The following is a 13,562-nucleotide window of genomic DNA, read 5'->3' on the forward strand; positions in this document are numbered from 1 at the left end:
CTAGCTTAATTCAGAAGCGAGAATGATGGGAAAGAAATTCTTATTTGAACATATACCAAACCATTCTTCTTTATCGTGAGTTTTAATTGAGCAAATTTCGATCAATCTGTAAAAGCTTTTTCTGTCAATAAGAGCTTCTAGGCCAGACCTAATGTGAATATACGGTTTTGGTTCTCCACTGTTTTGGTCAATTGTCACACGCAATGGGTTCTCATTATTGAGTTTAACCGTATCACCAACATGGGTTTCAAAAATCAATGTTTGATTGTTGCCACTGCCAACAACTGAAAAATCGACTGCTACAAATGGTGCATCGTCTACTTTAATTCCCACTTTTTCGGCTGGAGTTACCAAAAAGTACTTATCTTCATCTTTTCTTAGGATTGAAGAAAAAAGCTTAACAAGTTCAAATCTCCCAATAGGAGTTCCCAGGTAATACCAAGTGCCATCTCGGGCTATTCGAATATCTAAATTCCCACAAAATGGTGGATCCCAAAGATGTACGGGCGGATGTCCTTTCTTTGAAACCTTGCGAGCAGCTGATGCAATACCTTCTGCTGTTGGTATTTCTGTCTGTTTTTTGTTTTCTGATTCCATTATCTGCGCCTTTTTCCCCTAAAAGAAGTAATCTTTTTATTCAGAATTGCACCGAATAATTATGCAAATAATCTGAATCTTAAGAAAGTGGATCAAGTAATTCTTTCTTATTGCTGGTGGATATTGCCAATTTAAAAAAATTGGTTATAAAATTTTACCAAAAAGGCTTCATATGGATATACCCTTAGCAAGTACTTCTAGGATTGAAAAAAAACCTGAACTCGTCGAAGCGTTAAAAAAAGTTCTGCCCGCATCATCAATACTAGAGGATAAAGCAGAAACTTTGGCTTATGAATGCGATGCGCTAACGGCCTATCGTTGTCCTCCAATGCTGGTTGTTTTGCCGGAGACTACAGCTCAGGTGTCTGAAGTATTGAAACTATGCCACAAAATGAACATTCCAGTTATTCCGAGGGGTTCTGGCACTTCGTTGGCGGGTGGTGCGATGCCTTCTGCTGATAGTGTAGTTTTGGGGGTCTCTAAAATGAATAGTGTCCTGGAGACAGATTATCGTAACCGATTTATAAGGGTACAATCGGGCCTAACAAATATAGGGGTAACAAATGCTGTTGAGGATAATGGTTATTTCTATGCGCCCGATCCGTCTAGCCAACTGGCATGCGCCATAGCTGGAAACATAGGGATGAATTCTGGAGGCGCTCATTGTCTGAAGTATGGTGTGACGTCTAATAATCTACTTGGAGTTAAGTTAGTAACTATGGATGGTCAGATTTTGGAAATTGGGGGGGCTGCTTTTGATTCTAATGGTCTTGATCTTTTGTCTGTCGTTTGTGGTTCAGAGGGTCAATTGGGCGTCGTGACAGAGGCAACTTTACGAATATTGCACAAACCAGAGGGTGCTCTACCTGTTCTGATTGGCTTCAATAGTAACGAAATAGCCGGTCAATGTGTTTCAAATATTATTAAAGCGGGTATCTTGCCTGTAGCAATTGAGTTTATGGATAGGCCATGTATTGAGGCCACAGAAACTTTTTCTTGCGCTGGTTACCCAGACTGTGAGGCCTTACTTATTGTTGAGGTGGAAGGTAGTTTGGACGAAATTGATGAACAGATAGATAAAATTATGGTTATCGCTAAATCACTTGATCCAACTGACCTGAGACGAGCAAAAGATGAGGAGCAAGCAAACCGTATTTGGCTTGGGCGAAAGTCAGCTTTTGGGGCAATGGGTCAAATTGCAGATTATATGTGCCTTGACGGTACAATTCCTGTAAATAAATTGCCTTATGTCCTAAAATGCATAGGGGAAATGAGTAAAACTTACGGCCTCAGTGTTGCTAATGTTTTTCATGCAGGCGACGGTAATATGCATCCACTCATCCTTTACGATGCAAATAAGCCTGGCGAATTGACTAAATGCGAAGAATTTGGAGCTGAAATTTTACGGCTTTGCGTTGAAGTAGGTGGCTGTTTAACAGGTGAACACGGTGTGGGAATAGAAAAACGGGAATTGATGGATTATCAGTTTACGGCCGACGATATTGATGCTCAATTACGAATTAAAGATGTTTTCGATTCAAAATGGCTGTTAAACCCTTTAAAAGTTTTTCCGCTACATCATACCGAAGCCCGTAGAATGGCATTTAATTGTTAGAGCAGGCCTTTGTTTTTTCCTTCTAGCGAGATTGAAGTTGTAGCAATTTTATCCGAGGCAAAGGAACCACTATCCGTTGCTGGTGGAAATACTCGCGTATTGGCTCCGTCTGGTTCAAAAATTATTTCGACTTCAAAACTAAGTGGAGTTATTGACTACGAACCCGGTGCTTTAACGATGATAGCAAAAGCTGGCACCCCGCTTTCTGAGATACAAAAAACGCTGAATTCCGAGGGTCAATGTTTAGCATTTGATCCCTATAATTGGTCAAGGTTTATTAATAAGAAAGGAAGCAGCACAATTGGAGGTGTCTTCGCCGCTAACGTCAGTGGCTCAAGTAGATTGCGAGTAGGTGCTGCAAGAGATTTTCTTTTGGGTATTCGGCTCGTTGATGGATTAGGGAATATAATTCAAAATGGCGGTCGGGTTATGAAAAATGTAACAGGCTATGATTTGGTTAAACTATTTGCCGGCAGTTGGGGAACTTTAGGTATACTCACAGAAGTTTCTTTTAAAGTGCTGCCGAAGCCAGAGACGGAAGCTACTATTGTAATACATGGTCTGAATGACCAACTTGCGCTAGATGCCATGATTGACGCAACTGCAACTCCATTTGATGTCTCTGGGTTAGCTCATTTCCCTAAGCAAAAGGAAACAATGATTAGGGTAGAAGGCTTTGAAAATTCTGTAAAATACCGGGTCGAAAGATTAATGGAGATTTTTAAACAATACCGAGAAATTAACACCCTTGATGCTGATAAAAGTATGCAAGTCTGGCGTAATATCTCACTGCTTTCATCACTCAAATCTAATAATGATGATCTTTGGAGGCTATCCGTTAAGCCCACCGAGAGTACTCAAATTGTACAAAAAACAAAATTTAATGATTATTTTTATGATTGGGGTGGAGGTTTGATTTGGGGACTGGCTTCTCCAAACCAAGATGTAAGAGAACACGTTCCCGCAGGGTATGGACATGGAACATGCTTGCAAACAAAATCAGAGAGAATACCAATGTTCCATCCTTACGATGGTACTATTTCTGGGATAAAGGAAGGAATTAGAAAAAGTTTTGACCCGAAGCAGATCTTAAACCAGTACTTGGTTATTTAGCTATGCAGACAAACTTCTCTCCTGAGCAACTTAGAAACCCGGACTTTAAGAGGTCTAACGAAGTTTTAAGGTCATGTGTCCACTGTGGTTTCTGTACTGCCACTTGTCCAACATATAAAATTTTGGGTGATGAATTGGATAGTCCGAGGGGCCGAATATACCTAATGAAGGACATGCTGGAGAATGAAAGAACTCCCGATTTGCAAACCGTTAAACATATAGATAGATGCTTGTCGTGCTTGTCCTGCATGACAACTTGTCCTTCGGGCGTCCATTATATGCATCTAATTGATCATGCCAGAAGCTATATCAATAAAAATTATAAAAGGCCTGCTGCGGATAGATACTTGCGATGGCTACTGGCGTTGATTCTACCTTTTCCAGCAAGATTCAGGTTTTCGTTAATCCTCGCAAAACTAGCTAAGCCTATTTCACCACTGGTGCCGGGTAAAAGACTTAGAGCGATGCTTGCACTTGCACCAAAAAAAATCCATCCACCTAGTCTTAATGATGATCCTCAAGTTTTTTTGTCACAAAAGCCAGAAATAAAAAAGCGGGTAGCGTTAATGACTGGTTGTGCACAAAAAGTTTTGGATACGGATATAAATGATGCAACAATCCGTATTTTAAGACGCATGGGATGTGAAGTAGTTATTGTGAAAGGACAAGGATGTTGTGGCGCATTAACCCATCACATGGGCGACACAGATAAAGCCTTTCAGTTGGCTAGGGCGAACATAGAGGCCTGGAACAACGAGATTGAATTTAATGGGCTCGACGCCATTATTATTAACACAAGTGGCTGTGGAACTACCGTAAAGGATTATGGCCACATGTTCGAAGATACCGACCTAGCTGCAAGTGCATTGAAAGTGTCCGCGTTAGCGAAGGATATTTCTGAATTTTTGGTTGAGTTTGACTTAAACCCGATATTAAGCAGCAATAATTTAAATGTAGTTTACCACTCCGCTTGCTCTTTACAACATGGACAACAAATTAAGCAAAGCCCCATAAAATTACTTGAACGTGCTGGTTTTAAGGTGTCACAGCCTTCCGATGCTCATATATGCTGCGGTTCAGCAGGGACCTATAACTTACTTCAACCAGATATTTCGAATACTTTAAAAAAGTTAAAGGTTAAAAAAATCGAAGAAAAAAGTCCTAATATTATTGCGGCTGGCAATATTGGCTGCATGATACAGATTAGTTCCGGCACGGATATCCCAGTCGTTCATACTGTTGAATTATTAGATTGGGCGACAGGTGGTCCTAAACCGTCAAAATTATCCACTTTACAGGACATGGTATAAAGTATGAGTGTATCAATTGCTCAAAAAACGTTTCAATGCTTACACTTGAAACAAAAAAATTAATACCCACTTAAGATGCATGGTTGCCTGAATAGGGACCGTAATTCGCACGCGCCAGATTACTGGGCGTTAACCAAGTTATTGCTTTTAAAGGATGACAATTATGCAACATTTTGATTTATCACCATTATACCGCGCAAGCATTGGCTTTGATCAAGTCTCTGATTTGATGAACCGTGTTATAAGTACCAACTCAACTACAACGTCTTATCCTCCCTATGATATTGAAAAAACAGCGGATGATTTATATCGGATTTCTATTGCAGTTGCTGGATTTTCCGATGCAGATTTAAATGTCGAAGTTAAAAACAAAACGCTTATCATTTCTGGTAAAAAAGATGATAGCACTACCGAAAAAAAATTCTTACATAAGGGGATCGCAACCCGAGCTTTTGAAAGGACGTTTCATTTGGCCGATTATGTGAAAGTAAAAGGCGCGAGCCATTCCGACGGAATGCTTCATATTGATGTCTTTAGAGAAGTCCCAGAGGAACTAAAGCCTCGTCAGATAGTGATCGCTGTTCAGGACTCCGCAAGACCAGTCATTGAGCATTGAATTTTAATCGCTATGTGGTGCGCTTGGTTTAATTTCTCGAGCGCACTACCGCAACTATGGGTCCTATTGGCCAACCGAAGTCATGCTGGTCTAGCTCCTTTGAGTATAATTTGGAAACTTTCCCATCAAAATACAGAGCATTAGGTACCTTTAATTTGTCTTTAAATATTCGGGCGAACGTGTGTAAATTTAACCTATTTTCTGCTTTCACAAAGTAGGCGAATTGTTTGTCCGCACTTGTTCCCACACCATTTCGTATAAATTTAGATTGGCTGTCTTCTAGAAAACGGGGATGTAATTTGCTATTCCAAACAAGCATTGGTCCGGACTGTGTAGCATAAGTACATTCTGGAGTATTTTGTAAATACTCTACGGTTTCATATATATTCAACATATCAGAGCCAATGCAAAATATTCCATTGGGTAGCATTCCGAAATTCCCTGGACCGGGTCTCGCGATAACATTTTTCTTTTTACTCAGCTTTTCTATGTAGTGTCCAACAGGGCTTAAATCAGAGTGGTACATACCTGCATTCATAGCAAATAAGAGCTCTTTACCTTTATCATTTAACTCCTTTTGTAAGGCGTTAAAATTGCCGAATGGCACCCCATCGCTATTGTTTAAATATAAACGCAGGTCGTCTTCAAAAAGAGATGTTTTACATATAGTAAAGTTGATATTTTCAAATATATCTTTCCTACAATCTAGCGCAGATACATTTGAGGAAAGTAGAACGCAAAACAGATATATTGCTGAGAACCGCATTACATATCCAGATCCTTTTTTACCTTGTCTAAACTAAATAACCGCTTAGCTTCATCCATCCGATCATATGTTTCATCCAAACGAAAGCGAATATCAGGGACATACTTAAGAGTAAGTTCCTTAGAAATCGCCCGCCTAATTTCAGACTTGTTTTTAGCTAAAAGCGCTATGGCGTTTTCACCTTCGTGTCCTCCCAATGGGCAAACGTAGGCAGTTGCTATCTTTAGATCAGCAGAAGTCGTAACTTCCCCAACTGTGATAGACAAGCGGTTCAGCTCAGGGTCGTGAACAGCTCCTTTGAATAGAAGATCAGATAATGCTCTTCTTATTAATTCTCCTACTCTTAATTGTCTTTGACTTGGTCCAAGCGTGGTTTTATCAAATTTATTTGCCATATGTTGTTATGTAAGCTGTAAATTGCCCTTTGCCAAGTGGTTCAATAGCAGCTAAAAAGCCACCAAGTAGATTGGAATTTAAGCGATGAGTGAAAATATTCGAGTTGTCGTAACTGGTGTTTCGGGGCGGATGGGGCAAATGATTGTTTCAGGAGTTCTGAGTAGTAAAAAAACTAGGCTTGTTGGAGCATTAGAACGAGAAGGTCATGAATGGATTGGTAAGGATCTAGGTTTGGTAAGTGGCTTAAAATCTCTTGGGGTGGAAGTCTCTGATGATCCAGCCTCGGTGTTTAAAAATGCTGATGCAATTATTGATTTCTCTGCGCCAAAAGCTTCTGTTGAATTTTCTAAACTAGCTGCTGAATGTGGGATTGTGCATGTGATTGGTACCACTGGCTTTAATGATCAGGATTTAGCTTTGATAGAAAATTCCGGTAAAAAAGCAAAGATTATTAGAGCCGGAAATATGTCTTTGGGTGTAAATCTGCTAGTTCAATTGACTAAAAAAGTTGCTGCAAACTTAGACAATGATTTTGATATAGAAATTATTGAAACGCACCATAATAAAAAAGTTGATGCTCCCTCCGGTACGGCTCTCATGTTAGGGAATGCGGCGGCAGATGGAAGGCAAATATCATTATCAAACGTCCGGGATAGTGGAAGAGATGGTATAACTGGGGCTCGTAATAAAGGAGATATAGGCTTCGTTTCTATTAGAGGTGGTGATGTAGTGGGAGAGCATGATGTATTATTCGCAGCTGCTGGAGAAAGAATTACTTTACGCCATGTAGCTACAGATCGCGCTATTTTTGTCAGGGGTGCACTAAAAGCAGTCGAGTGGGGTATCCGACAGGAACCGGGTGAATACAGTATGAAAGATGTTCTGGATCTTTAGCAAGGTTTGGGAATATTTTTTGAAAAGTAACCTAAAGTAAAGTAAATGTAATGCCAAGTTTACCTCTAGAAGTCTAATGAAATTTATACTTTTTTTTCTTTTTCTGCTTATTGGTGTTAAAGCATTCTCGAATGAAAAATTTGATAAAATATCCAATGAAGTGGACTTTTTAGAAATTGTCGATGGCCATACTTTGATTAGGCCACTGATAAAATTGGTAGTACAGAATGATGGGTCAATAACAGGGAAAGCTGCTTTTCGCGCGGTTAATGGAAATTGGTCGTGGGATAATCAGTTATTTTGTCGAACTCTGTTCTGGGGTGAGCGTGATCTGGGTTTAAATTGCCAGTTAGTTGAGTACAACGGAGAAATTATACGCTTTACGGCAGATGAGGGTGCCGGAGCTTTTGCTGATTTCACTATCGAAAAAAATTAGATTTAGGTCTGTTAATCCTTTTTGAAGGGTTCCATTGCACTTCTAGCTATTTTGTCAACGCGCTCGTTACCCATATCCCCCGCATGACCCTTAACCCACTCCCAGATAACCTCATGTTGTTCGCATAATAAATCTAGGCGTTTCCATAATTCTCCATTTTTAACTGGCTTTTTACTAGCAGTTTTCCAATTGTTTTTTTTCCAGCCTGCGAGCCAAATTTGGATTCCATTCATAACATATTTGCTATCTGTAATGATTGTAATTTCGCTTGTCCGATCTAAGATTTCCAAGGCAGCGATTGCTGCTCTTAGTTCCATTTTATTGTTTGTTGTAAGCTTTTCTCCATTAGAAAGCTCTCGTTCCTTAACAACTTTGCCATCCGAAAAAGCTTGAAGAAGGACGCCCCATCCCCCTGGTCCGGGATTGCCTGAACAGGCACCGTCAGTATAAGCCACTAGTTTGTGCTTTGGCATATGCAAATATCCAATCAGAATTAACACCATCTAATCCGATGTCTTTTCCCATTATATGATCGAAAACATTGAAACCACTGCTTTTGAGCAGTTGGTAAAGTTCAGTTTGGGAGACGTAAGTATATCTTCTACCCAAAATATCTCTCTTTTCACCAGTTCCCAATTTTAATCCTATAGAAAAAAGTCCACAAGGTTTAATAGCTCTTCTAATACAGGCAAGTAAACGTGGTAAATCTTTCCTTTTTGCATGAAGAAGTGAAAAACTGGCCCAGATACCATCAAATATTTCATTTTCTGAGAAAGTATCAAATGTCGCCTGATAACACCTGATTTTAGAATGTTTAGGTACCAATTCTATCATGTTTTGGGAAGCGTCAAATGCCGTTACATTATGTCCGAGGTTTGCTAAATATTCTGCAGCAAGGCCTGGTCCGCATCCATAATCCAGAACGTTTGACTTTTTAGGAAGATTTTCAGCAAAATATTTTAAAGTTTTGTGTGGGTGTTCTTTTGATATATTTGCTAAATATTCAGAACTTTGTGTTTCGTAGATGTGCACCGTTTTGATGTCAGAAGTCATATAATTATCCCAATGCTTAACAAAGATGTTACAAGGAAAGTGAGTGGAATACGCAACTTCATCCACCAAAGAGGTGTTAGTTTTAAAAGGTAGAAATGTCTGTCGATCAATAAAACTGCTATGAATCCAACAATTAAACTAATTGTGTCACTAGTTGGCCCTCTGCCCATTGCGAAGAATGCCCATAATGCTGGAATGACAGATAGTATATAGCCCATGCTCGCATTTTTTTTGTCCATTTTTGTGGCGAAGCCCCAAAGAACGCCAGACATGAAACAGAGGATAATGATACCGTAAGAGAGTTGTATTAGAGGCCCAACAAAGCGTGCCCCAAAATTTTCTATTCCAAAATTAAAAGCTTCCTCAGAAACTAAGGTTACGGCACCCCACCCAAAGGGAATTACTCCAGACAGCCCTAAAATAAGAGCTCCTGTAGGTATTTTTGAAATCATAAAGCTTCCCGTAGAGTGCGTGGTACTTTGAAATTCACACTTTCAGTAGCTGTTTCTACCAAATGGGTTTTTATTTCAAATCTTTCTTTCAAAGCATCAACAACTTCATTTACCAGTATTTCTGGTGCCGATGCACCTGCGGTGATACCTACTGATTTTATATTCGTTAGTGAGTTCCAGTTGATTTCTGCAGCTCTTTGAACCATTTGAGAGTTTTCACATCCTGCTTTTTTTGCGACCTCTACGAGCCGTTGAGAATTGGAAGAATTTGGCGCTCCAATTACGAGTAGAGCGTCGACTTCCGGAGCAATTTCTTTTACTGCAGCTTGTCTGTTACTGGTTGCATAGCAAATATCCTCTTTATGAGGGCCTACTATTTTTGGAAAACGAGTTTTTAGTGCCTCGACGACTTCAGCAGTGTCATCAATGGATAAGGTGGTTTGGGTAACATAGGCAAGCTTACTAGGGTCCCGAACAATTAGATTTTCTACATCTTTGGTGCTCTCGACGAGTAAAACGCCTCCCTCAGGTAATTGCCCCATGGTGCCGATAGTTTCTGGATGTCCCTCATGACCGATCATAATAATTTGAAGCCCGTTTTCAAAATGCCTATCTGCCTCTATATGAACTTTGCTGACCAGTGGGCATGTAGCATCAACATAAATCATTTTTCGGTTTTTTGCTTCAAGGGGTACTGATTTTGGTACTCCATGAGCAGAGAAAATTATTGGTCTATCAACTGGCGCATCTCTTACTTCTTTTATAAAAATTGCACCTTTTGATTTCAGCTCATCAACCACATATTTATTATGGACAATCTCATGTCGGACATAAACGGGTTCCCCCCATTTTTCTAACGCCATTTCTACTATTTTAATGGCACGATCAACCCCTGCACAAAACCCTCGGGGTGCAGCCATGTAGACAGTTAATTCTGGATTTTTCATGTTGTCCTGACCACTGATTTACTTAGTCACATTACCTTCATGATTGTCATCGGTAAAGCCTAATGTTCACGAAGTAAAATAGCACAAAAAGTGTATATTTTTGTATTAAATTTATCTTTAAATAAATAGACATAAAAATTTAACATTTATATTTAAATTGATAAAGTGAAAGAAAGAAAATTATATCATTATGAAAAGCGAAAGATTTTGATATGGAAGGCTCTGCGTTTATTGCACTTGGTAGTAATTTAAATTTAGACGGTGTTTCTTCTCTGGAACTGATCAAGAAAGCCATTATAGAGTTAGAGAAGTCTAATTTTAACTTGCAAGCAATATCGCGCTTTTTTAAAAACCCAGCTTTTCCAATTGGTTCAGGTCCGGATTTTGTAAATGCTGTTGTAAAAGTCCGTATTGACGCAAAGGCTCAAAATATTTTGGATCAACTGCATTTTATTGAAAAAAAATTTGGCAGATCGCGTGGCAAAAGGTGGGATGGAAGAACATTAGACCTGGATTTGTTAGCTGTTGGCCAATCCATCCAACCAAGCTTCTCTACTTATTTATACTGGCACGATTTAGATCTCGAAAATCAGTTAAATAAAATACCCTCTAATTTGATACTACCGCATCCAAGAATGCACGAGAGAGCATTTGTGCTTGTACCATTGTTGGATATTGCACCGTGTTGGATACATCCGGTCCTAAATAAAAACATCAGTGAACTCTGTAATGATTTGAGTGTTGAAGAAATCTCTGACTTGATATGTTTATAAACAACTCTTGTAATTTTCAGATTGATCTACTAGAAGCCTGAGTCTGCAAGGATATATCTAGGAGAAAATCATGGCACGGGTCACAGTTGAAGATTGTGTAGATAAGGTTCCTAATAGATTTGAGTTAGTAATGTTGGCTGCGCACCGGGCTAGAGAAATCTCTTCTGGTTCATCGCTAACTGTTCAGCGTGATAATGATAAAAATCCAGTTGTATCTCTCAGAGAAATTGCCGATGAAACACAAACCGCTGATGAATTGCGTGAGAGGTTAATAGAGAGCAATCAAACTCAAATCGAGGTTGACCTTCCTGAGGATGACTCAATGGCAGTACTGATGGGTGGTGGTGATGATAGTGACCGCGCTGAGGATGATGATATGAGCGAAGAAAAATTGCTTCGCGCACTTATGGCTGCTCAAGATAAAGGATAATCTGCGGCCTGAGGGTCTGACAAATGTTAACTGCAGAAGAGCTTGCCACTCGGATACAAAATTACAATCCAAAATCTAATTTTGAGATGATTGTAAACGCCCATAAATATGGGCAAATAAAGCATGAGGGGCAATTTAGAAAGTCTGGAGAAAAGTATTTTTCTCATCCTGTTGCAGTAGCTGAGATACTGGTTGATCAGCAGTTAGATGACGCAACAATTATAACTGCCTTATTACATGATACCATCGAGGATACGTCTTCAAACAAAGACGAAATCACAAAACAGTTCACTTCAGAAATTGCTGATTTAGTGGATGGTGTTACAAAACTAACAAATATGCAATTGACCTCTACCGAGACTAAAGAGGCAGAAAATGTGCGTAAACTGCTCATGGCAATTGCACAGGATGTCAGAGTAATTTTAGTTAAACTCGCAGATCGTTTGCACAATATGCGAACAATAAAATCGATGAAGCCTGAAAAGCAACTCCAGAAGGCTCGTGAGACTATGGAAATATATGCTCCTCTAGCGGGCCGAATGGGCATGCAGTCGATTAGAGAGGATCTTGAAGATCTTGCCTTTCGTGTACTTAATTCCGAGGGCCGGGCATCAATAATAAGACGATTTATAGTTTTACAAAAAGAAACTGGTGATGTTGTTCAAAGAATAACTGATGATATGCATTCAGAATTAGAGGCATCCGGAATTCAGGCTAAAATTGAAGGTAGAGCAAAAAAGCCATATTCTATTTGGCGCAAAATGCAAGAGAAAGCGCTTTCCTTTTCGCGTCTGTCAGATATATATGGATTTAGAATAATATGCAGTAGTGATGAGGAATGCTACCGTGTACTTGGCGTAATTCATAAGCGTTGGCGCGCAGTCCCAGGCCGGTTCAAGGATTATATCTCTCAACCGAAATCTAACGGATATCGGTCTATTCACACTACAGTTTCAGGTAGAAACGCTCGCCGTGTGGAGGTCCAAATACGAACCCAGCTAATGCACGATGTTGCTGAAAGTGGTATCGCAGCACATTGGGCATATAGAGATGGTGTTAGAAGTGAGAACCCGTTTACCGTTGATCCTGTGAAATGGATAACTAGCTTAATTGAGGAGTTTAATACAGAGGAAGACCATGAAGCATTTTTAGAGGCTGTGAAGCTAGAAATGTATTCTGATAAGGTCTTTTGCTTTTCCCCAAAGGGTGAAGTCATAAAGCTACCAAAGGGCGCAACACCAATTGATTTCGCATATGCAATTCATACTCGTATTGGAAATTCTTGTGTTGGTGCAAAAATAGATGGGTTGCGAGCACCTCTTTGGACAAGGTTAAGAAATGGCCAATCTATAGAAATTCTTACGGCAATGGGGCAAGAACCGCAAGCCACATGGCTTGAAATGACAGAGACTGGCAAGGCGAAGACAGCAATTAGACGCGCGCTGCGCGAAGCAGATCGTGATAAATATATCATTATGGGGCAACAACTTTTGAGGGCAGCATTTGAGCACTTTGGTAAGAGAGCAACAGACAAAGCTTTAGAAAATACAGCCAAGAAACTTCGAATTAATGATGTTCAAGAGTTATATGCTAGATTGGGAAGCGCAGAGTTGCAGCCGAGGGATGTAATAAACATCATATTTCCAGATTTTTCTACAGCGAAAGAACCTGAAATTGATCAAAAGCTTGCAGTGATAGGTCTCGCGGAGGGACAATCATTTAATCGAAGACCTTGCTGTCAACCTTTACCAGGTGAGAGAATAGTAGGCATAGCAACCAGTGGAAAGGGCGTATCAGTTCACTCAATTGATTGTTCCACATTGGCAAGTTTTGAAGATAATATGGATTTGTGGTTGGACTTGCATTGGCATGCCGGCAAGCATCCCTCAATTTATCCAATCACCCTAGAAATGACTATAAGTAATGATGCTGGTGTTTTGGGAAGAGTTTGCACAATTGTTGGTGATTTAGGTGCGAATATCTCGGATATGGAGTTTTTAGATCGCAAGCCGGACTTCTTTAAATTAATACTTACTGTGGATTTACGAGATGTTGAGCACTTACATGCGATCTTATCAAGGTTGGATGCAGAAAACGCCGTCGCCACGGTGGCCCGCACCAGAAGAAGCGGAAATCATGGCAGCTAGTCGACTATTTGAGGTGC

The 13,562-nt window shown here is 39.9% G+C and carries 16 protein-coding genes; 9 read left to right on the top strand and 7 right to left on the bottom strand.

Going from position 1 to position 13,562, the window contains the following annotated elements:
- A complete protein-coding gene (locus ACTF5Q_RS10190; protein ID WP_438954509.1) occupies window positions 1-597 on the bottom strand; it encodes a DUF1285 domain-containing protein in 597 nt (198 codons plus the stop codon).
- A 172-nt stretch (window positions 598-769) separates the two neighbouring features.
- Between ACTF5Q_RS10190 and ACTF5Q_RS10195 the strand changes: the two genes are divergently transcribed.
- From ACTF5Q_RS10195 to ACTF5Q_RS10210, 4 genes are all read left to right on the top strand, one after another.
- Window positions 770-2,212: an FAD-linked oxidase C-terminal domain-containing protein gene (locus ACTF5Q_RS10195; protein WP_438954510.1), complete on the top strand. Its 1,443-nt coding sequence runs from the start codon at window positions 770-772 to the stop codon at window positions 2,210-2,212.
- A gap of 9 nt (window positions 2,213-2,221) precedes the next feature.
- A complete protein-coding gene (locus tag ACTF5Q_RS10200) occupies window positions 2,222-3,325 on the top strand; it encodes an FAD-binding protein (protein WP_438954511.1) in 1,104 nt (367 codons plus the stop codon).
- Between the two features lie 2 nt (window positions 3,326-3,327).
- Window positions 3,328-4,635: a glycolate oxidase subunit GlcF gene (gene glcF / locus ACTF5Q_RS10205; RefSeq protein ID WP_438954512.1), complete on the top strand. Its 1,308-nt coding sequence runs from the start codon at window positions 3,328-3,330 to the stop codon at window positions 4,633-4,635.
- 163 nt (window positions 4,636-4,798) lie between these two features.
- The gene (locus ACTF5Q_RS10210; protein ID WP_438954513.1) at window positions 4,799-5,251 is read left to right on the top strand and encodes an Hsp20 family protein; all 453 of its coding nucleotides are present in this window, start codon (window positions 4,799-4,801) and stop codon (window positions 5,249-5,251) included.
- A gap of 28 nt (window positions 5,252-5,279) precedes the next feature.
- On the opposite strand, the gene ACTF5Q_RS10215 is transcribed toward ACTF5Q_RS10210, so the two are convergent.
- Complete coding sequence (locus ACTF5Q_RS10215; RefSeq protein ID WP_438954514.1) at window positions 5,280-6,017, bottom strand: phosphodiester glycosidase family protein; 738 nt, start codon at window positions 6,015-6,017, stop codon at window positions 5,280-5,282.
- Complete coding sequence (rbfA, locus tag ACTF5Q_RS10220; protein ID WP_438954515.1) at window positions 6,017-6,412, bottom strand: 30S ribosome-binding factor RbfA; 396 nt, start codon at window positions 6,410-6,412, stop codon at window positions 6,017-6,019. The genes ACTF5Q_RS10215 and rbfA overlap by 1 nt, the downstream gene beginning before the upstream one ends.
- Window positions 6,413-6,497: 85 nt before the next feature.
- Here rbfA and dapB point away from each other — a divergent pair, with 85 nt between their 5' ends.
- Together dapB and ACTF5Q_RS10230 are read left to right on the top strand one after the other, a co-directional pair.
- A complete protein-coding gene (dapB, locus tag ACTF5Q_RS10225; protein ID WP_438954516.1) occupies window positions 6,498-7,307 on the top strand; it encodes a 4-hydroxy-tetrahydrodipicolinate reductase in 810 nt (269 codons plus the stop codon).
- A 76-nt stretch (window positions 7,308-7,383) separates the two neighbouring features.
- Entirely contained in the window at window positions 7,384-7,743 is a 360-nt protein-coding gene (locus tag ACTF5Q_RS10230) for a dihydrodipicolinate reductase (RefSeq protein WP_438954517.1), read from the top strand.
- 11 nt (window positions 7,744-7,754) lie between these two features.
- Here the strand turns inward: ACTF5Q_RS10230 and rnhA are convergent, their stop codons facing one another.
- From rnhA to ispH, 4 genes are read right to left on the bottom strand one after another with little or no spacing between them, the layout of a single operon-like run.
- Window positions 7,755-8,216, bottom strand: a complete 462-nt coding sequence (rnhA, locus tag ACTF5Q_RS10235; protein ID WP_438954518.1) for a ribonuclease HI — start codon at window positions 8,214-8,216, stop codon at window positions 7,755-7,757.
- The gene (locus tag ACTF5Q_RS10240) at window positions 8,185-8,796 is read right to left on the bottom strand and encodes a class I SAM-dependent DNA methyltransferase (protein WP_438954519.1); all 612 of its coding nucleotides are present in this window, start codon (window positions 8,794-8,796) and stop codon (window positions 8,185-8,187) included. Before ACTF5Q_RS10240 ends, rnhA begins: the two co-directional genes overlap by 32 nt.
- Window positions 8,793-9,248, bottom strand: a complete 456-nt coding sequence (locus tag ACTF5Q_RS10245; RefSeq protein WP_438954520.1) for a DUF3429 domain-containing protein — start codon at window positions 9,246-9,248, stop codon at window positions 8,793-8,795. Before ACTF5Q_RS10245 ends, ACTF5Q_RS10240 begins: the two co-directional genes overlap by 4 nt.
- The gene (gene ispH, locus ACTF5Q_RS10250) at window positions 9,245-10,195 is read right to left on the bottom strand and encodes a 4-hydroxy-3-methylbut-2-enyl diphosphate reductase (RefSeq protein ID WP_438954521.1); all 951 of its coding nucleotides are present in this window, start codon (window positions 10,193-10,195) and stop codon (window positions 9,245-9,247) included. The genes ACTF5Q_RS10245 and ispH overlap by 4 nt, the downstream gene beginning before the upstream one ends.
- A 212-nt stretch (window positions 10,196-10,407) precedes the next feature.
- Between ispH and folK the strand changes: the two genes are divergently transcribed.
- The 3 genes from folK (at window position 10,408) to ACTF5Q_RS10265 (ending at window position 13,545) form a co-directional block, all read left to right on the top strand.
- The gene (folK, locus tag ACTF5Q_RS10255; protein WP_438954522.1) at window positions 10,408-10,968 is read left to right on the top strand and encodes a 2-amino-4-hydroxy-6-hydroxymethyldihydropteridine diphosphokinase; all 561 of its coding nucleotides are present in this window, start codon (window positions 10,408-10,410) and stop codon (window positions 10,966-10,968) included.
- A 70-nt stretch (window positions 10,969-11,038) separates the two neighbouring features.
- Window positions 11,039-11,398 (top strand): DNA-directed RNA polymerase subunit omega, encoded by a 360-nt coding sequence (gene rpoZ / locus ACTF5Q_RS10260; RefSeq protein WP_438954523.1) that lies wholly within the window; start codon window positions 11,039-11,041, stop codon window positions 11,396-11,398.
- 23 nt (window positions 11,399-11,421) lie between these two features.
- The gene (locus ACTF5Q_RS10265) at window positions 11,422-13,545 is read left to right on the top strand and encodes a RelA/SpoT family protein (protein ID WP_438954524.1); all 2,124 of its coding nucleotides are present in this window, start codon (window positions 11,422-11,424) and stop codon (window positions 13,543-13,545) included.
- The last annotated feature ends 17 nt before the right edge of the window (window positions 13,546-13,562 follow it).

The organism is Candidatus Salinivivens marinus (assembly GCF_965655845.1).
Taxonomy (GTDB): Bacteria; Pseudomonadota; Alphaproteobacteria; order Rhodobacterales; family Rhodobacteraceae; genus Salinivivens; species Salinivivens marinus.